We start from the raw sequence: 20,343 nt of genomic DNA on the forward strand, positions 1-20,343 counted from the left end.
GCTCAAGCCTCGGTCAGGGCGATAATGCCCGCCTGGCCGCCGAACAGTCCGCTCTCGCCGCGATGGTGGGCGCGGCGGGCGGAAAACAGACGGGCTTCTTCGGCATAGGTGCACAGGGGGGAGCGTTCGATCGCGCCCTCCGGCACACCCGCCAGCACCAGCTGGCGGCGGCAGGCCTCGGCGACATCGAGCTGCGCCCCGCCTTCCGGATCGCGCGGCGAGACGATGCCACCGGTATTCTCGAACGCCGCCTCGAACGCGGCCACGACTTCCGGTCCGACGCGATAATTCGCCGGCGATATGGACGGGCCGATGGCGGCCAGCAGATCGGCGGGACGCGTGCCATAGCGCTCGGTCATCGCCGCAATCGTCGCGCCGGCGACATTGACCACCGTGCCGCGCCAGCCGGAATGGATCGCCGCGACGGCACGGCGCACGGGATCGAACAGCAGGATGGGCGTGCAGTCGGCTGTCTGGCAGACCAGGCCCAGGCCCGGCCTGTCCGTGATCAGCGCATCGCCCTCGCCGGCCGGCTGATCGCCCTTCGGCCAGCCCTCGACTGTGACGACGTCGCGGCCATGCACCTGGACGGCAAAGACCAGATGATCCAGCCCCAGCGCCGCACGCACGCGGTCGCGGTTTTCCGAGATATGCGCCGGATCGTCGCCGCGCGACCGGGTGAGGTTGAGCGCGGCATAGGGCCCCTCGCTGACACCGCCTGCGCGCGTGGTAAAGGCGTGGACAATGCCGGGCCGGTCGAGCACCGGCATGCGAATCAGATCGAGCGTCATGGCCGAAATCCTAGCCGCCCCCGGCCGAGATCATAGCCCTCGCCCGCGGCCCGGATATCCGCGATGCGCTGTTCGAAGCGCGACCAGTCATCGGCCGCGTCGATCGCCGCCCAGGTTTCCTCGACCACCTCGATCGTCATCGCGACCGGGTCGTCCTGCCCGAACACGGCATGGCCAAGGCGTTCCGGACGCACCGGATCATGGGCGGCCATCGCCGTGCGCCAGGTATCGAACGTTTCGCCGGTATAGGCCGGTGCCCGCGGTCCCGACATTGCCCGCTCTGCCGAGGCCTCGCCGCAGAACCAGTCGAAGATCACGCCTTCCCAGGGCAGTTGCGAGCTCTCCATGAAGGCCAGAAACGCCCGCACCAGCGCCTCGTCGGCCGCCTCACCGGCAGACGCCAGGCCGAAACGCGCCAGGAAAGCCTCCAGCAGGGCTGTGCGGTAGACGGCGGGGAAGCCGGCCAGGGCGGTCTCCAGGCTCGACCGGTCTCCCACCAGCGACAGCGCGCCGGCAAATTGCTGCAACGCCCAGTACACGGCCTCCGGCTGGCGCGCGAAACAGTAAAGCCCGGAATGGTCGAAATAGGCCGCCGTGAAGCCGGGCTCATAATGGGGAAGGAAGCGCCAGGGGCCATAGTCGAAACTCTCGCCCGTGACATTGATATTGTCGGTGTTGAGCACGCCGTGCACGAAGCCGGCCGCCATCCACCCCGCCGCCATGCGGGCATTGGCCGCGATCACCGCCTCCAGCAGCGCGGCCGGCCGGTCTTCTGCTTCCGCGAGACCGGGATAACAGGTCTCGATCACATGTCCGATCAGGGCCTCGATGCGCTCGGGCTCGCCTTCATAGGCATGGCGCTGGAAGGTGCCGAGGCGGACATGGGAATGGCCAAGCCGGGTGAGCACGGCGGAACGCGTCGGCGAGGGCTCGTCATTGCGCTGCAGGGCCTCGCCGGTCTCGAAAACGGCAAAGGCCTTGGAGGTGTAGACGCCCAGCGCTTCCAGCATCTCCGCCGCCAGCACTTCGCGCACGGCGCCTTTCAGCGTCAGCCGCCCGTCGCCGGAGCGCGACCAGGGTGTCGTGCCCGAGCCCTTGGTGGCCAGGTCCAGCAGGCGATCCTGATCGTCGCGCAATTGCGCGAACAGGAAGCCGCGCCCGTCGCCGAGATCAGGATTGTAAGTGCGGAACTGATGGCCGTGATAGCGCATGGCGCGCGGCTGGGACTGGTTGTCCGGCAGGGCCTGGAAACGGTGGAAATGCGCGGCGCGTTCGGCCGCATCCAGCGTGTCGAGGCCGACAGGTCCGGCCCAGCGGTCGTTCCAGAAGCGCAGATGCGCCTCGGGAAAATCGGCCGGGCGCACCGGGTCGGAGAAATCATCGCCCAGGGCCGCGAAGCGCGGATCGGGGCGGTAGGTCGCGGAAACGGTCATGCTACCGAGCTAGGCGCTTGCCCGCCCGAATGCAAACGGATCAGCCGCGCAGCCCGTCACCCAGCGCCACGGCCGCCGCGTCCACCAGCGCCTTGGCGCCCGGTAGTACGGCCGTGAGGTTGAAATAGCCGTGCGGCAATCCCTTGCCCAGCGTGTAGTCGACCGGCAGGCCCAGCGCGATCAGCCGGTCGCGATAGGCCTTGCCCTCATCCAGCAGCGGATCGAGCTCGGCGGCAAAGATATGCGTCTTGGGCAGGCCGGCCAGATCGCTCTCGAACAGCGGCGAGACCCGCGGATCCTTCGCCAGTTCCGGATCGGGCAGATAGGCCAGCGCGATCTTCTCCAGCGTGAAGGCGGCCAGGAGATGCCCCTCCAGCGCCTTCAGCCGCGGCTTGCGCCGTTCAACCAGCTGCAACAGCGGATAGATCAGCAGCTGGAAGCGGATCTGCTCGCGCCGCGCCTGGGTGAGCATGGCGGCCAGTCCGCCGCCCGCACTGTCACCGGCCACGGCGATGCGCTGCGGATCGGCCCCGGCGCGCGCCTGGCCCTCATCCGAGACCAGCCAGTCAAAGGCGGCCAGCGTGTCCTCGATCGCGGCCGGGAAGGGATGTTCCGGCGCCAGGCGATAATCGATCGCCATCAGGCGTGCACCGCTGTGCGCGGCCAGCCGCCGGCATTCGCGGTCATGCGTATCCAGATCGCCGATCACATAGCCGCCGCCATGCATGTAGAGCGTCAGCGGCGCCGGCCCCACCGAGCCGAACGGGATATAGAGACGCGCGGGAATATCGCCCGCGGGTCCGGGAATGGCGAAGTCCTCGACCGCTTCGAGTTCCGGCGCCTTCACATCCATGTGCGGCGTGGCATTGCGCAGGGCCTGACGCATGCGCGGCGCCGTGCGCGCCGGTTCGAACGGGTCTTCAATACCGAATTTGACGAGGGCCTCGGGCCATTGGGTCGTGTCCATGCATGTGCAGTTAGCACAGGCCCGTGACAGCGCAACTGCGGCGTGACGGGATGCCGCTGGCCGCGCCCGGCGCCACACCTCCCCTGAACCGGGGAGACCGGAACTCCGGCGTCTGGCCTATTTTTTCCGAAGACCATGATCGGACGGGAGAAATACATGTTCAGAACGCTTGTCATCCTGGGGCTTGCCCTGGGGTTCGCACCGGCTGTGCAGGCCCAGCAATCGCCATCCCAGGCCGCGTGTGCCACCGGCGATGGCGAAGCCTGCTTCTATACCGGCGCCGAGTACGCGCAGGGCCAGGGCGTGCCCGAGAACAAGCAGCGCGCCGTCGATTTCTTCCTGCGCGCCTGCAATCTGGGTGTGCCGGACGGCTGCAATACGGCCGGCTATCTGATGAGCGTCGGCGAGGGCAATCTCGAGCGGAATGTCGAACTGGGCGTGGAATACATGGCGCAGGCCTGCACGATGGGGCATGAGGATGGCTGCAGCCGCTCGCTGGGCCACTTCATCAGCGCCAGCTCACCGGCGCGCAATTACGGCCGCGCCGTCGCCACGGCCCGGGCCGGCTGCGAGGCGGGTGTCCGGAACCCGTGCCTTTGGGGGCTGGACTGGAGCTGGGACGGCAATTCCGGCGACCATCCGGACATGATCAATCTGGAAAACGCCGCCTGGTTCGCCGAGCGCGCCTGCGACCGCTATCGCGACATCAAGGGCTGCGACGTCGCCGCCCGCGTCTATGCCAATCCGGAAGCCTCCACCTTCGATGCCGAAAAAGGCCTGCGCTATTCCATCATCCGCTGTGACGAACAGCAGAGCGGCGGCGATTGCCGCAATGTGGCGGCCGTCTATATCAGCATCGAAGAGCACCGGCTGGGCGCCAGCTATTACGAGCGGGCCTGTTCGTTCGGACATGCCGAATCCTGCGGCCGGGCACGCGAATGGCAGACCTATTTCCGTGACATGGCCGCCTATGAAGCCAACCGCTCCGCCCGGATGGTGAGTATCGACCAGCCCCTCGCCCAGGGCCGCTATGCCGAGGCGGTCTCGACCGCGATCAATACCGCCCGCTCGCGCGAGCTGGCCGAACGCGCCATTCTCGCCACCCGGCAGGCCGGCCGCATGGGCGATATCGCGACGAATGATCTTTATGCGGCGGCACTGTGGTTCTCGTCCGGCCCGGTACGCCAGGCCGCCGATGCGGAACTCGCGGCGCGCGGAACCGGGCTGGAGGGCCGTTTCGGCACCGGCACCAACTCGCCGGGCGCCGCCGATGCCCGCTGGCGGGAACTCTACGGCTCGAGCGCACCGACCTATACATCCTCCAGCTCGGGCTCCACCTCCGCTCCACCGCCCATGCCCAGCGCCACGGATATCGCCGCAGCGACGCGGGACCGCTATCGCTATGCCCACTGCACGATGAGCGGCAGCAATACGAGTGCGCAGGTCTGCCAGTAGGCTTGGCAATCACTGTGCGGGCGTACCGGCAGCGGTGCGCCCGCACACGATTTCAGTGAACCGTGATATCGCCTTCGCGGGAAAGACGGCCGGCCAGCGCGTCTTCCATCACCGAGCGCAAGGCGCGCCAGGCGTCGGCGCCCTCGGGCTGGCCCTGCTCGTCCAGATCCGTCACCGCCTCGTCGGCATAGCCGATCGCCTGGGGACCGTGCAGATCGACCATGGTCCAGGCGATCTGGCGGATATCTTCGACGGTGATGTGGACGCGCGGGGTCATGCAACGGGCTCCTGTGGACGAGGTCTGCCAGACACAGGAGCAAGGGCGGGGCCACACCGGAACCCCGATTACACATAACAATATCTGATAGTTATGCCAGAATCACCCGAACCGGACAGGGGTCAGCCCTGCCCTCCGGACGATTTTGCCGAGTCGTTCCGACCGGGTGCGTAGCCGCCGCCGTCGAGATAGGCGATTTCTTCCGCGGTCGATGTCCGCCCCAGCGCCTCATTGCGATAGGGGAAGCGTCCGAAGCGCTCGATCACCGCGCGATGCTTGCGGGCATGATCCAGCGTGCCCGGACCCTCCAGCCGCTCCTGCGCCAGGGCGACGCAGCGGTCCTGATCGGCCAGGGTTTCGGAATGCATGAAGGGCATATAGACGAAGGCGCGGCGATCCTCGGCGACGGCCCAGTCGAACCCGCGGTCGATCATGGCGTCGGCGATCTCGCGGGCGAGCGGATCGAATTCGAAGGCCTTGCCCGAGCCGCGCCAGACATTGCGCGGAAACTGGTCGAACAGCAGGATCAGCGCCAGCGCGCCTTCGGCATCGTCCAGCCAGGGATGGCCGCCGGTGCGATAGCGCGCGGCCTCGTGCTCGATCGCCTTGCCGAAGCGCCGGCGCAGCACGGCGTCGAACGCGGCGGAGACCGCATACCATTTTGCCGGACCGGCATCCTCGAACCAGAAATCGATAATGTCCTGCGGCGTCGGATCGGCAAGGCTCATACGCGAAGGGCTCCGGACTGGATCTGCTCGTACAGCTCCGGGGTCAGGGTCACATAGCGCCCCTCGCCGGGATGATCGAACAGGATCGTGTCCGAAATCGCGGCCGGATCAAAGCCTTCCTTCACCAGATCGACCTTGCGGAACTTGAACGTGCCGGTCGTGTCGGTCTGCGGCTGCAGACGCAGGAAGAGCGGGCGGGCATAGGCCGGCAGCGCGTCGTGGACATGGGCGTGCAGCGCGTCGAAGTCGACCCCGCCGTCTGACAGGACCAGCGCGGCCATGCCGGCGCGGCCGGAATGGCCCTCGACTTCGACACCATAGACATTGGCCTGCTCGACACCCGCCACGCTCAGCGCTTCGGCCACCTCGCCGGTCGCCACGTTTTCCGACTTCCAGCGGAAAGTGTCGCCGACCCGGTCGACGAAATAATAATAGCCCAGCTTGTCGCGCGTCATCAGGTCGCCGGTGCGGAACCAGGCATCGCCCTCTTCATAGACATTGCGCAGGATCTTCTTCTCGGTGTCTTCCTTGCTGCCATATCCATCGAAGCGGAAACGCGAATCCTCCGGGTCGATCTTGCCGATCGCCTCGCCCACCTCGCCGGGCGCACACTGGATGCAGAACCCGTCCTCGCCGCGCATCGGCTTCTCCGCTTCCATGTCGAAGCGGACGAGATCGATATTGAAGCGGGATTTCAGATAGCCGGGCACGCGGCCGATCGAGCCAGGCGTGTTGTCGGAATTGACCAGACCGACATTGCCCTCCGTCGAGCCATAGAACTCGACGATCTGCGGCAGGTCGAACCGTTCCTGGAACTCCTCCCACACTTCGCGGCGCATGCCATTGCCAATGGCGACGCGCAGCTTGTGCTGCTTCTCCTCGGGCGTTTCCGGCGAGTTGACCAGGAAACGGCAGAGCTCGCCGACATACATGAACATGGTGGCGCCGAAACGGTGCACGTCAGGCCAGAAATTCGTCGCCGAAAAGCGCGGCCGGATGATCAGCGCGCCGCCGAAGCAGATCGCACAGCCCACACCGCACAGCCCGCCCGTCGCGTGATAGAGCGGCAGTACCATCATCATGCGGTCGGTCTCGCCAGCCTTGGCCACAATGGCGAAGACATGGAGATAGTAGAGCGCGCGGATATGCGTCATCAGCGCCGCCTTGGGCAGGCCGGTCGTGCCGCTGGTGAACATTTTCAGCACGGCGTCTTCCGGCTTCACCGTATCGCGCACGATGGGATCCGGCCGGTCGGCAGACTGTCCGGCCAGCGCCGTATCGAAGGACTGCGCACCGTCCATCGTGCCGTCAAACACCCAGGCGCCGATATCGCCGATACCGCAGGCCTTCGCGCTCTCATAGGCACCGGCCAGCTCGCCCTCGATGATGGCGTGTTTGGTCTCGCCGATCGTCAGGCAGTGGGCGAGCGACTGTCCCGACAGCTGGCTGTTGATCAGGGAGATCACGATGCCGGCCTTGGACAGGCCGAACCAGATCGCGATGTATTCCCAGCGATTGCTCATGAAGAGCGCCACCGTGTCGCCGGGCTTCAGGCCCTGGTCCAGCGCCCAGTGGGCCACCCGGTTCGCATAGGCGTCGAACTGGCGATAGGTGATCTCACCATCCTCGAGCAGGGCCATGGGACGGTCGGGATAGCGGTCGACGGTCGCCTCGATCTTGTCCGGCACGCGCATGCCGGAGCCCGAGCCCACCTTGCGGATCTCGCGCAGCACGCGAAGCATGCCCGACACATAGTCGAACTCGCGCTTGATCGCGCCGAAAACGCCCATCGATTTCCTCCCGTTTTGCCCAGCAGAGTAGGTAGGGACCCCACCCGGTCAAGCACAACAGGACGACTGCGGCGGCAAGTGTGAAACGTGTTTCAGAACATGTCCGGCAATTTCCGCGTCAACCGGCGGATCACCGCCGGTAACGCGTCCCCTCACGGCCGGTTTCCGCAGCCAGGGCAAGACAAACCGCCAGCAGGGGCAAGTCTTTCAGGATGAAATGCCCGGCCGATGCCAGCGCCGGGAAACCGCCCAGCTCACCCTCCCAGGATCCGGAGAAGGTGATCAGGAAGGACAGCGTCACGCAGAAGGTCACCGCGGCCAGGACGAGGCCGATCCGGTAGGCGCGCGTCGAAAACCAGTAGCCGGCCAGTGCGGCAACCGTGAACAGCTCGATCGCGCCGATCGCATAGGAGGTGCCCTGGAGACCGATCTGGCCGGGCATCCAGTAGAAGAAGAGGTGCGAGCGGACGAGCGGTTCGATCCCGGCCGCCTCGGTGGCTGTGAACTTCATCGCGCCGATCCAGCCGAGCACCAGCACCAGCCCGGCCCACATCACCAGCTGCGCCCACACCCGCATCTGGGAATAGCGGCTGGAGAACATGCGGGTATTGTCGAAGGAGCCGCACCACAGGGCGAGGCCGAGAATGGCGAGATACTTGATGATGTCCTGACCCGCGCCGATCGCCGGGAAACCGCCCTCTGCCGCGATCCACACCGGATTGGTCGCCATCAGCGTCAGCGCGCCGGCGCAGAACAGGCCCAGCATGGCAAAGCCGATGCGCCGGAAAGCGCCGGAGGGGATGGGCAGGCCGATCAGCACCGCCATGACGATCTGGTAGACGCCGATCGCCCGCGCCGCAGAGGACGCCTGGTCGGACACGTCCGGCAGCATGGCATGACCGTCCAGCCAGCCCGCCGTGATCGCCGTGCCCACACTTGTGAAATCCATGGCGCCGAACCACAAGAATGTCAGCGCCAGCGCGAAACGCGCGAAAATCAACGCACTACCCGGTGACAGCAAGGCCCGCCTCCTCAAACTCACCCCGTCCAGCTGGCCGTGACCGGACGCTAGCACTCCGGACCGCGTCTGACGAGGCCGGTTTCAACCGCTCCCTTGGCAAGACGCTGGACTGTCCGGGGCAAAAGTCCGCCGGCATCTGTAAACTTCCGCTCAACTTGTCCGTGCCATCACGACCCGGTCGAACCAAAAAGGCACTGCGATGCTCCGCCACCTACTGTCAGCCGTCGTCATTGCCGTGATCTGCCATGTACTCAGTGCTGCAATCCTTTGGTTCATGCTGGCCGTGGACTATGTCATGGCCTGGATCGGCTTCCTCCCGTTTGTGGGTCTCCCGTTCGGAGCCTCAAACTGGGTGCCAATCGTCCTGGTCGCGCTGACAGGTTTCAGCAAAACACGATATGGACGCCTCCTCGCGCTTCCACTCTTTGCTCTCATGTGGTTCGTTCCGGCTTTCCTCATGCGAGCGCACGTTGCTCACGAGATAGAAAACCTAGAATCCCGTCCGAAGCTCACGCCGGTGGAGATGCCCGAGGAGTTCGTTCTCTACAGCGACGGCGAACTGACGGAGCAGATGCGGATAGACCTGCTCTCGGGCCGCGTGCGGCGGATCGTATTCATGCAACACGAACATCCCCCTACCGCAACTTGTCCCGACTGCGCGAGACCACCGGGGGGAACCGGAATGGTGTTGTCGAGTGGACCGCGCTGCCGGCTGAGGATTGCGGTGAGCAGCATCGGAACGCGCGATCAATCAAACCGCCACTGCTTTTCGGCTGCCTGCACAGCCGGACCGATCCGGAAACCTTGCCGACTATCGTATTCGGGGACGCCTTCAATGGCAGGCTCGGAGAGTCCGATCACAAAGCATTGTTTCGCGGACATCTGGTCTACGACCCGGACAGGCTGCGGTCAGCGATCCAGGTCGAAGAGGTCATCCCCTATGATGCCTACATGACGGTTCGTCTCCCCAGATACCTACCCTATATCGCAGCGGGCCCCCAGAGATCATCCGTAAACTCGCCTTGGGAACAGCGCGGAATGTTTCCCGTAGAGACGATGAATATCAGCCTGGAAGTGGCGTCCCTGGAGGAGGAGCTGGATCAGATGTGGTCGACGGAGAGCAGGGACAAGCCAAACCAGCCTTGATGTGTATGGGCAACAGGCCCGAAACAGGAACGACCAGGGACAATTGCAATCCTCGCCCTTCGCTAGACGCTTCGGCGAGACACCCTGCACTCTGAGGAGAAACCAGGGCGTGCTTGGCCGGACCCCGGATCAGATCCGGTGGAGCGTCGGCTTGTGCCCCTTGGTCAGGCTCGAACCCCACAGCCTTGAGCGCGCCCCATGTGAGCGCGAACTGCCGGTAGTGGCGGATGGCGCTTGCGAGAAGCAGTCCGCCTTCGCCCGCTCGCATCGCTCGCATTCGCGCTGCGGGTGGCTCGCCACCCGAAGCCCGAAGGGCGAAGGGTGGTGCCCCTGGTCAGACTCGAACTGACACTCCTTGCGGAAACGGATTTTGAATCCGTCGCGTCTACCAATTCCGCCACAGGGGCTCCGGAGCGGGGCGAAAGCCGCCGCCCGAGCGCGCCGCAAGCTGACCGCGAACCCCCGCCAAGTCAACAAGCCATTGCGCTCGACGGGACGGGCTGTGCTGGCTAGTGTCCGCACATCTCGACACTGTTTGTCAGGACACGATCCGCATGACCGATGCAGCCGAAAACCGGGGCCTCCTGTCGGCCCTGGAGGCCATTGCCGCAGACACGGGCGAAGAGGGTTGCACGCTGGGCGAATTTGTCGACGCCCTCGGCGAGCGCGCCTTCGGCATCATCCTGTTTGCCATGGCCCTGCCCGTCTCCATTCCCTTCCTCTATGGCGTGCCGCAGATCATGTCCCTGCCGATGATGGCGCTGGCCGCCCAGATGGCGATGGGCCGCGACGAACCCTGGCTGCCGGCACGCTTCAAGGCGCGGCGCCTGTCCAAGGCGGGGCTGGACCGCATGGCGCGCAGCGGCCGCAAATGGTTCGGCTGGCTGGAAGCGCTCGCCCGGCCGCGCCTGCGCTTTCTCTCCGGCCCGTCGGCGGAGCGCGTGATCGGCCTCATCTTCATGATTTTCTGTGCCTCGATCCTGGTGCCGCTGCCGGCCACCAACACCACGCCGGGCATCGCGCTGGCCATCGCCGCGCTGGGTCTTCTCACCCGCGACGGGCTGCTGATCATTGCCGGCCTGATCCTGGGTGTGGTGTGGATCACGCTTTTGTTGGTTTTCGGCTATGCCATGATTGATATAGCCAAGGACTTCCTCCGGTCCCTGGTTTAGCGGGCCGGCAGGTCTGTGCGAATTGGTCGCGGTACATGTTTCGGGCCCGGCCGCTAGATTGCCCGGTACTTGCAACAATGGACACCATGACACCTGTTCTGACCCAGTTCCCGCTCTCGCGCTGGCCCCTGCTGATGGCGGGCGGTTCGCTTCTGCTGCTCTTCGGCGCCTGGGGCTTCCAGTATATCGGCCACTACGACCCCTGTGCCCTGTGCTACGACCAGCGCCATATCCACATGGCGGTGATCGCGCTGGGCCTGGCTTTCGGCGGGCTGATGATCGCGCGCCCGGGCCTCGCCCGTTTCGCGCCCTTCATGATCTTCGCCGTGGCAGCCGTGCTGCTGTTCTCGGCGGGCTTTTCGGCCTGGCATGCCGGGATCGAGTACAAATGGTGGGCCGGCCCGGAAACCTGCACCGCCTCGGGCGGCGGCAGCGTGTCGGTCTCCGACGTGCTTGCCGCGCTGGATGGCCAGCGCCCTGTCGTCCTGTGCGACGAGGCGGCCTGGACGCTGCTGGGCATCTCCATGGCAGGCTATAACGCGCTGATCTCGGCGGCGATGGCCGGCCTGTCGATCGCCATGGGCATCCGGGGTCTGAAATCATGACCGCGCAACGCGCACCCCGCCCGCCTTTGCCCGGCCGCCGCCGCGACCGGACGCGGATCGAGCAGATGGTCCGCGTCGACCATGCCGGCGAATATGGCGCTGTGGCGATCTATCAGGGCCAGCGCGCCGTGTTCGGACAATTGCCGCACAAGGCCCGCATCGCCGCCCAGCTGGAGGAGATGGAGGCCGACGAACAGCACCATCTCGACACGTTCGACCGGCTGATCTTCGAACACGATGCCCGCCCCACCGCGCTGGCGCCCGTCTGGGACGTCGCCGGTCACGCGCTGGGTGCCGTCACCGCGCTGATGGGTGAAAAGGCCGCCCATGCCTGCACCGAGGCCGTCGAGACCGTCATCGAGCGCCATTATGCCGGCCAGGTCGCCGAACTGAAGGCGATGGGCGAGGACGAGCTGGCCGAGCTGTTCGAGAAATTCCGCCTCGAGGAAATCGAGCACCGCGACCTCGCCGTCGAGGAAGGCGCCAGGCAAGCCCCCGGCTACGCCCTCCTCTCCCGCGCCATCCAGGCGGGGTGCAGGATCGCGATCAGGGTGTCCGAGCGGGTTTAGGGACTCAACCACCCCAACACCACCGTCATCCCCCGGCTTGTCCGGGGGACCTCAGCCACCCGGCTTCCCGAATGTGACACCGGCCGGTGGGTCATGGTCCACGTGATGGACGAGGTCCCCCGGATCCCTGCTGAAGCAGGGCCCGTGGGATGACGGTGCTGGAGTGTATGTAGCACCCGCCCCCCCTAAACCACCGGCAGCCGCACGGCGAAGACCGTTCCCGCCTCGTCGCTCCCGACAAGTTCGACATCGCCGCCATGGGCGCGGGCGAGTTCGCGGGCGATGGAGAGGCCGAGGCCGGTGCCGCCCTTGCGGACCGAGCCTGAGAATGCCTCGAACAGCCGCTCGCGCGCCCTGGGCGGCAGGCCGGGACCTGTATCGCGGATCTGGATGACGGCCTGGCCGTCCACAAGGCTTGAAGTCGCGGCAAGCGCGCGCTCACCGGCCTGTTCCTGCATCGCCTGGATGGCGTTGCGGCACAGGTTGAGAAACAGGCGGTGCGCCTGGTCCGGATCGGCATCCAGCAGCAGCGTGTCCGCGACCTGGTTGTCCCAGCTGACGCCGGAGCCCGCCAGACCGGCATCGGCCACCACCTCGTCCAGCAGTGCCCGCGCCGGCACGGCAGCCCGCACCGGCGGTGTTTCCTCGGCCCGGCCGTATTGCAGCGTCGCCTCGCACAGGCGGATCCCGCGATCGACGGCGCGCACCAGCCGCTCGCCCATCTTGCGCACCCGCCCGTCGCTCTCGGTCGCCAGACGGTCGGAGACCAGCTGGGCGCTGGCGAGCACATTGCGCAGATCGTGATTGATCTTGGCGACAGCCCCGCCAAGCGCGGCGAGGCGTTCGCGCTGGTGCAATGCCTGACGGATATCCGCCTGCATGCGCGCGAGTTCTGCCTCGGCCTGGCCGATCTCGGTGCGCGCGCCCGACGGCCGGATCGCACGCGCGGGATCGGACGGGTCGGCACTGAAATGCGTCATTGCCGCCGCCAGCCGCCGCATCGGGCGCACGAAGAGATAGAAGAGCGCGGCATAGATCACCGCCCCGGCGATCGCGGCCCCGATGCTGGCCCACACCAGCAGCCAGCGCGAGAAGGCGTGCAATTCCGCCCGCAGCGGCGTTTCGCGCACAATCACGTCGATCGTCTCGCCCGGCGCGCCCATCGGCTCGGCCCGGATGCGCAGCAGCCGGCCCGGCGGGGCGAACAGGACATCGACCGTGTCGCGAAGATGGGTGAACCAGCCGGCCTTGCGCAGATCGGTCTCCACCAGCCCCTCGCCGATCGGACCGGAATAAAGCACCAGCTCGTTCATGCCGTCGCGCACGCGGGACACCGCCACGGCGTCAGCGCCCATCAGCAGCGCCCGCACCTCGTCCTCGCCCAGCGCCCCGCCCGGCGCCACATCGGCCGCCAGCGCGGCCAGGTGCGCCGCCTCGGCACGGTCGCTCATCCATTGCATGCGGAAGCCGGCAGCGGCCGGAAAATAGATCAGCGCCACGCCGGCCGCGATCAGGCCCAGCGTGACCATCAGCAATTGTCCGGGCAGGCTGTCGATCAGCGGCCCGACGCCCCGGCGGGGCGGCGGCTGGCCTTCCTCGTTCGGGCGGGAAGAATCGGTGTCCGGATCGTTGACCATGAGCTGGCAGGCCGAATAGCCTAGGCGTCCGGGTGCGGCAAGCGGAAGGCGATGAGCGGCCGGCTTGCCCGGGCCATGCGGGCAAACAGCGTTTTTGCCTGCGCAATCTGCGGCACCCGCCCTTGACGTGGCCGGATGGGCCGCGTATTAGCCGCCGCTCTCGAATTGAACGCCGATGGAGCGCGACCGTGAAACGCACATTTCAACCGTCCAAGCTCGTCCGCAAGCGTCGGCACGGCTTCCGTGCGCGCATGGCGACGAAAAACGGCCGTCAGGTTCTGGCCCGCCGCCGGGCCAAAGGCCGCAAGCGCCTGTCCGCCTAAATACGATGGACACGCAGCCGCTAGCCGTTAATCGGCTGAAAAAGCGGCGCGAATTCTTGTTCGTCGCCCAAGGCAAGAAAGCCGTCCGGTCCAGCGTCGTTATCCAGGCGCGAAGACGGGACGGCTCTTCTTGTTTGTACGATACGGTCGGCGCAGGCTTCACCGCCACGCGCAAGATCGGCGGCGCCGTTGTCCGGAATCGCTGCAAACGCCGTTTGCGCGAGGCCGCAAGGCTGCTACTCCCCCTCCACGGACAGCCCGGCTTTGACTATGTATTCATCGCGCGTGCGTCCACGTCCGCAAGGGACTGGCCGCGACTGATGGGGGATGTCAAAAGCGCACTGGTGAGCCTCGCCGAAGACGGGGCTCCGGGTGGCAAGGGACAAACAGCCTGAAAGGCCGAGTTTTCATGGGCGAAGAACAACGCAATCTGTTTATCGCGCTGGGTCTGATCCTGGCCATCATGCTGGGCTATGAGTTCTTCTTCCTGCGCCCGGCCCAGGAAGCCCGCGAGGCCGAGCGCCAGGAAGCCCTGGAAGCGGCCGGCGAACTGGCCGAAGCCGATCCCGACCTGCAATTGCCCGATACCGACGCCGGGCCCGCCTATGAAACGCGCGACGACGCGCTGGGCGATGTGCAGCGTGTCGAGATCGAGGGCCCGGCCGTGCTGGGTTCGCTGTCGCTGACCGGTTCGCGCTTCGACGATATCCGCCTGCGCCGCCACACGGTCACCGTCGACAATGACACCCCGATCGCCCTGCTCAACCCGATCGGTACGGAACACACTTTCTACGCCCGCGACGGCTGGCAGTCGGCCACGCCGGGCTTTTCCGACCTGCCGGGCAATGCCGCGGAGTGGACGCTGGCCTCTGGCAGCCGCCTGACACCGGAAACGCCCGTCGTGCTGGTCCACGAGACCGCCTCGGGTCTGCGTTTCGAGCGCACCGTCTCGCTGGACGAGAACTACATGTTCACGATCGCCGACACGGTGACGAACAATTCCGGCCAGCCGGTCGACCTGGCCCGCTACGGCCTGGTGCGCCATGAAGGCATTCCGGAAGACCTGGTGAATAATCTCGCCGTGTTCGAGGGCCCGCTGGCAGTCGTCGACGGCGCGCTGACCCGCACCAAGTTCCAGCGTCTGGCCAAGGGCGAGGGCGAGGAAGAAATCTCCGGCACCGGCGGCTGGGTCGGCATCACCCAGCGCTACTGGATGGCCGCCGCCATTCCCGACCAGGACGTCGCCTTCACCGCCAATTTCCGCATCCGCGAGCGCGGCGCCGTGGACGCCTATGAGGCGACCTATATCGAAGCGACGCGCGAACTTGCGCCGGGCGCCACGATGACCTCGACCGCCTATGTCTTCGCCGGCGCCAAGGAGCTGGACGTGCTCGACGCAGTCGAGGAAGACTACGGCATCGAGCGCTTCGACATGTCGATCAACTGGGGCTGGCTGTGGTTCCTCACCCGGCCCTTCGTTTGGCTGCTGCACCTGCTGGAAGGCGTTATCGGCCAGTTCGGCCTGGCCATCCTGGCGCTGACCCTGATCATCAAGCTCTTCATGTTCCCGCTGGCCAACCGCGCCTACGCCTCGATGGCGAAGATGAAGGCGGTGCAGCCGAAGATGCAGGAAATCAAGGAGCGCTATGCTGCCGATACCCAGAAGCAGCAGCAGGCGCTGATGGAGCTGTACAAGAAGGAGAAGATCAATCCGCTGGCCGGCTGTCTGCCGATCCTGCCGCAGATCCCGATCTTCTTCGCGCTCTACCAGACCCTGTTCAACGCCATCGAGATGCGCCACGCGCCCTTCTTCGGCTGGATCCGCGACCTGTCGGCGCCGGACCCGACGAATGTGTGGAACCTGTTCGGTCTCATCCCCTACGATCCGTCCGGCATCTGGCTGATCGGCGGGGTTCTGGGCATCGGCGCGTGGCCGATCATCATGGGCATCACCATGGCCGCCCAGCAGGCGCTCAACCCGCCGCCGCCGGACCCGATGCAGGCGCGCATCTTCGCCATGCTGCCCATCGTCTTCACCTTCGTGCTGGCGCCGTTCGCGGCCGGCCTGGTGATCTATTGGGCGTGGAACAACTTCCTCTCGGTCGCCCAGCAATACATCATCATGCGCCGCCACGGGAACGAGACCCAGCTGGACAAGCTGATCAAGCGGCTGCAGGGCAAGGCTTCGGGAGACCAGTCCTGACGGGCGATGACGATCTCGATCTGGCAGCGGGGCGGCGGCTTTTCTCGCGGCCCTGCACCTTCATCATGGGCGCGGTCAGCCTGCAGCAGCTACCCGAGCCCGACCGCACCGAGATCGCCTTTGCCGGACGCTCCAATGTCGGCAAGTCCTCGCTGATCAATGCCCTGACGCGGCAGAACAATCTCGCGCGCGCTTCCGGCGAGCCCGGCCGTACGCGCGAGCTGAACTTCTTCAATGTCGATGACACCAATCTGCGCATCGTCGACCTGCCGGGCTATGGCTATGCCAAGGCGCCCAAGGACGTCGTGGAGAAGTGGACCAAGCTGACGCGCAACTTCCTGCGCGGCCGGGTCAATCTCAAGCGCGTCTACCTGTTGATCGACAGCCGCCACGGTCTCAAGACCGTCGACGAGAAGATCATGGACGTGTTCGACGAGGCGGCCGTGAGCTACCAGATCGTCCTGACCAAGACCGACAAGATCAAGCCGCCGGCGGTGAAACGCATCACCGAGGAGACGCTGCAGGCGATCATGAAACGCCCGGCGGCCTTCCCGCGTGTCGTCGCCACCACCAGCGCCAAGGGCGACGGGATCGATGTGCTGCGGGCGGAGATCGCCGCCCTCCTGCCGGAGTTCTGATGCGATGATGCGCCTGCCGGTCCGGATCGCCGCCTGCCTCGCCCTCCTCGGCCTTGCCGCGTTTGCGAGCCCGCGTGCCGGGGCGGCCGAGATCTGCAACGAGACCAGCTATATCACGCATATCGCCGCGGCCTGGGCGGTCGAGGGCGGGGTCGCCATCGAGGGCTGGACGCGCGTCCGCCCCGGCGAATGCGCCGAGGTGGCCCAGGAAGTCGATCTGGACGTCAATACCCAGCCCCTCTTCTTCTACGCCAAGTCCACCACCGCTTATCTCGGCGGCGTGCGCGAATGGCGCGGCACGGTGCCGCTGTGCGTCGACGAGACGGATTTCCAGGTCGTGGCCAATACGCGCTGCGCCGCCCTGGGCCTCGCCTCGCGCGACTTCTTCATGCGCGAAGGCGATGAGCGCGAACGCACCGTGCTGGTCGAACCGTCCGAATTCGGCCGCCGCGCCCAGGTCGCCGGCATCCAGCGCCTCCTGCAATCGGCCGGCTATGCCGTCACCGGCGTCGACGGTTATGACGGACGCTCCACGCGCCGCGCCGTCGCGCGCTTCCAGTCCGAGGCCGGCATTGCCGGCAATCCCGGCGATGCCGCCCTGATCGACGCGCTCGAGGCGCGCGCCCTGGAGCGCAATGCCGGTTCCGGCCTGATCGTGTGCAACGAGGCCGACGGCGACATCGCCACGGCAATCGGCCACCGCGTCGGCGAGATCTGGCAGTCGCGCGGCTGGTGGCGCATCCATGCGGGCGAATGCGCCCGCCTGCTCGCTGCCCGGCTGGAGACCGACAATGCCTTCATCTATGCCGAGCGCGTCTCCGGCCAGGGCCGCCGGCCGATGAGCGGCGGCAATGAGCGCTTCTGTCTCGCCCCGGCCCGCTTCGTCTCCGAAGGCCGCACCGAATGCGCCGAGCGCGGCTATACCGCCGCCGGCTTCCGCCGTGTGCCGCAGCCGGAAAACGGCGGCGTGCGCGTCACCCTCACCGAGGCCGATTTCCAGGGATTGCGGCAATGAGCGGCGCCGACCTCACCCATGCCACCCACTGGGTGTTCGACCTGGACAACACGCTCTACCCTTCCAGCGCGCCGGTGATGAGCCAGGTCGACCGCCGCATGACGCAGTTCGTCGCCCAGCTCCTCGCCCTGCCCGAGGACGAGGCCTACCAGGTCCAGAAGCATTACTGGCGCACCTATGGCACCACGCTGAACGGGCTGATGGCCAATCACGAGATCGACCGCAGCGCCTTTCTCGACTTCGTGCACGATATCGATGCCAGCGTGATCGATCCCGACCACACCCTGGCCGGCCGCATCGCCGCCCTGCCCGGCACCCGCCTCGTCTACACGAACGGCTCGCGCCGCCATGCCGAGAATATTCTCGGCTGTCTCGGCCTCACCCATCTGTTCGACGATATTTTCGATGTCGAGGCCGCCGGCTTCACCCCCAAACCCCATCGCGAGGGTTTCGAGCGTTTCACCGCCCGTTTCGACATCCCCGCCGCACAATCCGTCTTCTTCGAGGACTCGGTGAGGAATTTGAAGACGGCACACGAAATGGGCTTCACCACTGTGCTGGTGAGGGCGAAGGAAGGCCCCCGGGACGAGGAAAGCGCCGCCCCGGACGAACACCCCGACCATGTCCACTATGCGGTGGATTGTCTGAGCACGTTCCTGGGCGATGTGCGGGTGAAGGCGGGGTAGGGAGACATGGGGACATGTACCGGAGGTACGTGTCTCAAGACGATCGGCGCGGTCGACTGGCCCGTCACCGAGAGCATCCGGTTGAGACCGTTATAGCTCGTCGCTTCATCGAAATTGACGAAATCGGTCCAGGCATAGCCGGTATTGCTGTCCGTCCGGCTGGCGATCTGACCCGCCGGATTATGACTGAAGCTCAGCGTGCGGTCGTCGGACGTGCCGGCCAGGTTCTGCACCCAAACCGGCTACATTCCCAATGTTTAATGGCTGCACAGACCATCGAGCGCCGCTTCGCTATCCACGATCTGGACGCCTGAAATATTTCTCATGCGCGATAGGACGCTTTGGGGAAACGAATCTTCGCTGTGATCGCCCCCAAAAAAGAAGAAACTTAGGCGAATGTCTTCCTGCCCATTCCCGAAATTGGAAACGAGAAGCACAACCTTTCCACTCCGCTCCTCTACAGTGGCATGGACCGGCACACCATCAGGAATAACTACCTGATTAGCATCTATTACATCAAGATCTCGCCTAATCTGACCTCCAAAATCTTGATAATTTAATCCAAACTCGTCAGCGAGCATCTGTATTTGACGTATAGACTCTTGAAATCCACTCGAATCCGAAATGCAAACATAATACACATCATCAGCCGGCCTCGCACAAGACGATGCGGACAATAACATCGCACAGCAAATCAATATTCTTTTCGCCGTTAAAGCCATAAACAACCCTCCTTATCTTATTGATCTCTAGCAAGAGACCCACCATTCCTGACGGTGCAGTATTCTGCAACGTAATTAGCCATGCCACCGAACAAAACACCGCCCGCTACGTTATTTAGTGTAGGCATAGCCCCCCCCTGACCCGTTCCGGTTATATGTATTGAAGAGTACAAACCTCCAATGCTTCTTATATAAATCTCTACAGTTCCAGGGTAAAACACATGCCCAGGAAGTGTGATGTTAATTATTGTTCGCGCTTCCACATCGACTATTTGAGTGATCGGGTTGTTAAAAGCCAGCATGATGTCGTGTGTACCGGCCTCTGCATAAGGCGCGCCTGGAGCAGAATTCGCCCGCACCACTTCAAAGGTCGTGCTTGCTGAGCACTGAACAACAACTTCAATATCATATCTATGAAATGAGCCTCCCTCCTCAGAAACCCCGCCCAGATAGTTTCCATGGAGATCGTAGAAGTCATAAACCGGGACCCCGATCGTCCACGGATCGCCGCCGTAGAGCGCCTCGAGGACATCTTCATAGGGCATACAAAACCCGCGGCAGGGGTCATCAAGCTCCGGAACCGTCACAGTCACTACCTCGCAGTTCGGGGGATTGCAGGGCGGCGGTCCCGTGTCCTCCTGCTGCAACCCCAACGGATCCACAAAATTCACCGGATCCCCACCCACATAAGCGTACAGATTCATCCCCCCGTTCACCCCGATGGGATCGGTCTGCATGAAGCGGCCGAGCTCGGGGTTATAGGCGCGGTTCTTGTAGTGGTAGAGGCCGGTTTCGGGGAGCCAGACCTGGCCGGTATAGCCGAAGCGGCCGGCATTGCCCGGCGCCGGGGCGCCGTATTCGTCATAGCTGTTGATCTGGATCGCCGCGCCGGACCAGTCGGTCACCGCGACGCCCGTCACGCCCGCAGCGGCGACGCCGCGAGGACGGACAAATCAGAGGACTCGCCCCGCTCGTCCGCCAGCAGCCATTGCCGCGTCGACACCGAGGCGCCGGCATATTGCACCAGCGGCTCGTCCGCCCCGGGACCATGCACGTAACGCGCCGTCAGCGTGCCCGTGCCGTCATACTCCGCGATCAGGTCGAGACCGTCATATTGCATCTCGCGGAAGGTGATCCCCGTGCCCGAGGTCTCCTGCAGACGCCC

Annotated in this window: 21 protein-coding genes, 1 tRNA gene and 1 pseudogene; 10 read left to right on the forward strand and 13 right to left on the reverse strand. The window is 65.3% G+C overall.

Translation table 11 applies throughout. From position 1 onward, the window contains the following. Positions 1–2: 2 nt before the first annotated feature. Genes pgeF through ABJO18_RS00290 form a run of 3 tightly spaced genes read right to left on the reverse strand, consistent with a single transcriptional unit; the run spans position 3 to position 3,191 of the window. Positions 3–791 (reverse strand): peptidoglycan editing factor PgeF, encoded by a 789-nt coding sequence (gene pgeF / locus ABJO18_RS00280; protein WP_348507104.1) that lies wholly within the window; start codon positions 789–791, stop codon positions 3–5. Further along, a complete protein-coding gene (locus ABJO18_RS00285) occupies positions 788–2,224 on the reverse strand; it encodes a protein adenylyltransferase SelO (RefSeq protein ID WP_348507103.1) in 1,437 nt (478 codons plus the stop codon). The genes pgeF and ABJO18_RS00285 overlap by 4 nt, the downstream gene beginning before the upstream one ends. Before the next feature lie 40 nt (positions 2,225–2,264). Continuing rightward, positions 2,265–3,191 (reverse strand): alpha/beta hydrolase, encoded by a 927-nt coding sequence (locus ABJO18_RS00290; RefSeq protein WP_348515679.1) that lies wholly within the window; start codon positions 3,189–3,191, stop codon positions 2,265–2,267. Between the two features lie 156 nt (positions 3,192–3,347). On the opposite strand from ABJO18_RS00290, the gene ABJO18_RS00295 reads away from it, so the two are divergent. After that, positions 3,348–4,646: a hypothetical protein gene (locus tag ABJO18_RS00295; protein WP_348507101.1), complete on the forward strand. Its 1,299-nt coding sequence runs from the start codon at positions 3,348–3,350 to the stop codon at positions 4,644–4,646. 52 nt (positions 4,647–4,698) lie between these two features. Here the strand turns inward: ABJO18_RS00295 and ABJO18_RS00300 are convergent, their stop codons facing one another. The 5 genes from ABJO18_RS00300 to ABJO18_RS00320 form a co-directional block, all read right to left on the reverse strand. Then, complete coding sequence (locus ABJO18_RS00300; protein ID WP_348507100.1) at positions 4,699–4,923, reverse strand: hypothetical protein; 225 nt, start codon at positions 4,921–4,923, stop codon at positions 4,699–4,701. 122 nt (positions 4,924–5,045) lie between these two features. Next, positions 5,046–5,651 carry a DUF924 family protein gene (locus tag ABJO18_RS00305; protein ID WP_348507099.1) on the reverse strand — a complete coding sequence of 202 codons (606 nt, stop codon included), beginning with the start codon at positions 5,649–5,651 and terminating at the stop codon, positions 5,046–5,048. Next, entirely contained in the window at positions 5,648–7,441 is a 1,794-nt protein-coding gene (locus ABJO18_RS00310) for a long-chain-acyl-CoA synthetase (RefSeq protein ID WP_348507098.1), read from the reverse strand. The genes ABJO18_RS00305 and ABJO18_RS00310 overlap by 4 nt, the downstream gene beginning before the upstream one ends. Positions 7,442–7,571: 130 nt before the next feature. After that, the gene (locus ABJO18_RS00315) at positions 7,572–8,462 is read right to left on the reverse strand and encodes a DUF417 family protein (protein WP_348507097.1); all 891 of its coding nucleotides are present in this window, start codon (positions 8,460–8,462) and stop codon (positions 7,572–7,574) included. 1,468 nt (positions 8,463–9,930) lie between these two features. Then, positions 9,931–10,015 (reverse strand) — tRNA-Leu (locus tag ABJO18_RS00320). Between the two features lie 147 nt (positions 10,016–10,162). Here ABJO18_RS00320 and ABJO18_RS00325 point away from each other — a divergent pair. From ABJO18_RS00325 to ABJO18_RS00335, 3 genes are all read left to right on the forward strand, one after another. Further along, entirely contained in the window at positions 10,163–10,780 is a 618-nt protein-coding gene (locus ABJO18_RS00325; RefSeq protein WP_348507096.1) for an exopolysaccharide biosynthesis protein, read from the forward strand. Between the two features lie 86 nt (positions 10,781–10,866). Then, positions 10,867–11,385 (forward strand): disulfide bond formation protein B, encoded by a 519-nt coding sequence (locus tag ABJO18_RS00330; protein ID WP_348507095.1) that lies wholly within the window; start codon positions 10,867–10,869, stop codon positions 11,383–11,385. Then, positions 11,382–11,954: a demethoxyubiquinone hydroxylase family protein gene (locus ABJO18_RS00335; protein WP_348507094.1), complete on the forward strand. Its 573-nt coding sequence runs from the start codon at positions 11,382–11,384 to the stop codon at positions 11,952–11,954. The genes ABJO18_RS00330 and ABJO18_RS00335 overlap by 4 nt, the downstream gene beginning before the upstream one ends. 185 nt (positions 11,955–12,139) lie before the next feature. Here the strand turns inward: ABJO18_RS00335 and ABJO18_RS00340 are convergent, their stop codons facing one another. Continuing rightward, positions 12,140–13,591: a HAMP domain-containing sensor histidine kinase gene (locus ABJO18_RS00340; protein WP_348507093.1), complete on the reverse strand. Its 1,452-nt coding sequence runs from the start codon at positions 13,589–13,591 to the stop codon at positions 12,140–12,142. Positions 13,592–13,779: 188 nt separating this feature from the next. Here ABJO18_RS00340 and rpmH point away from each other — a divergent pair, with 188 nt between their 5' ends. The 6 genes from rpmH (at position 13,780) to ABJO18_RS00370 (ending at position 18,456) form a co-directional block, all read left to right on the forward strand. Then, positions 13,780–13,914 (forward strand): 50S ribosomal protein L34, encoded by a 135-nt coding sequence (gene rpmH / locus ABJO18_RS00345; protein ID WP_271186404.1) that lies wholly within the window; start codon positions 13,780–13,782, stop codon positions 13,912–13,914. Positions 13,915–13,919: 5 nt separating this feature from the next. After that, a complete protein-coding gene (gene rnpA / locus ABJO18_RS00350; protein WP_348507092.1) occupies positions 13,920–14,309 on the forward strand; it encodes a ribonuclease P protein component in 390 nt (129 codons plus the stop codon). A gap of 14 nt (positions 14,310–14,323) precedes the next feature. Continuing rightward, positions 14,324–16,117: a membrane protein insertase YidC gene (gene yidC, locus ABJO18_RS00355; protein WP_348507091.1), complete on the forward strand. Its 1,794-nt coding sequence runs from the start codon at positions 14,324–14,326 to the stop codon at positions 16,115–16,117. Positions 16,118–16,182: 65 nt separating this feature from the next. Beyond that, positions 16,183–16,755 (forward strand): ribosome biogenesis GTP-binding protein YihA/YsxC, encoded by a 573-nt coding sequence (yihA, locus tag ABJO18_RS00360; protein ID WP_348507090.1) that lies wholly within the window; start codon positions 16,183–16,185, stop codon positions 16,753–16,755. A 4-nt stretch (positions 16,756–16,759) separates the two neighbouring features. Then, complete coding sequence (locus ABJO18_RS00365; protein ID WP_348515680.1) at positions 16,760–17,770, forward strand: DUF1036 domain-containing protein; 1,011 nt, start codon at positions 16,760–16,762, stop codon at positions 17,768–17,770. Next, entirely contained in the window at positions 17,767–18,456 is a 690-nt protein-coding gene (locus tag ABJO18_RS00370) for a pyrimidine 5'-nucleotidase (RefSeq protein ID WP_348335769.1), read from the forward strand. The genes ABJO18_RS00365 and ABJO18_RS00370 overlap by 4 nt, the downstream gene beginning before the upstream one ends. Here ABJO18_RS00370 and ABJO18_RS00375 read toward each other — a convergent pair. The 4 genes and pseudogenes from ABJO18_RS00375 to ABJO18_RS00390 form a co-directional block, all read right to left on the reverse strand. Then, a complete protein-coding gene (locus ABJO18_RS00375) occupies positions 18,399–18,689 on the reverse strand; it encodes a hypothetical protein (protein WP_348335768.1) in 291 nt (96 codons plus the stop codon). The two genes, ABJO18_RS00370 and ABJO18_RS00375, sit on opposite strands and share 58 nt — an antisense overlap. 24 nt (positions 18,690–18,713) lie before the next feature. Further along, positions 18,714–19,178, reverse strand: coding sequence for a hypothetical protein (locus ABJO18_RS00380; protein WP_348335767.1), 465 nt, complete (start codon positions 19,176–19,178; stop codon positions 18,714–18,716). 17 nt (positions 19,179–19,195) lie between these two features. Continuing rightward, a complete protein-coding gene (locus ABJO18_RS00385) occupies positions 19,196–20,083 on the reverse strand; it encodes an RHS repeat-associated core domain-containing protein (RefSeq protein ID WP_348335766.1) in 888 nt (295 codons plus the stop codon). 11 nt (positions 20,084–20,094) lie between these two features. Continuing rightward, positions 20,095–20,343: pseudogene (locus ABJO18_RS00390) on the reverse strand (hypothetical protein); the annotation flags it as partial.

The organism is Maricaulis sp. (genome assembly GCF_039978735.1).
In the GTDB taxonomy this organism is placed as follows: Bacteria; Pseudomonadota; Alphaproteobacteria; order Caulobacterales; family Maricaulaceae; genus Maricaulis.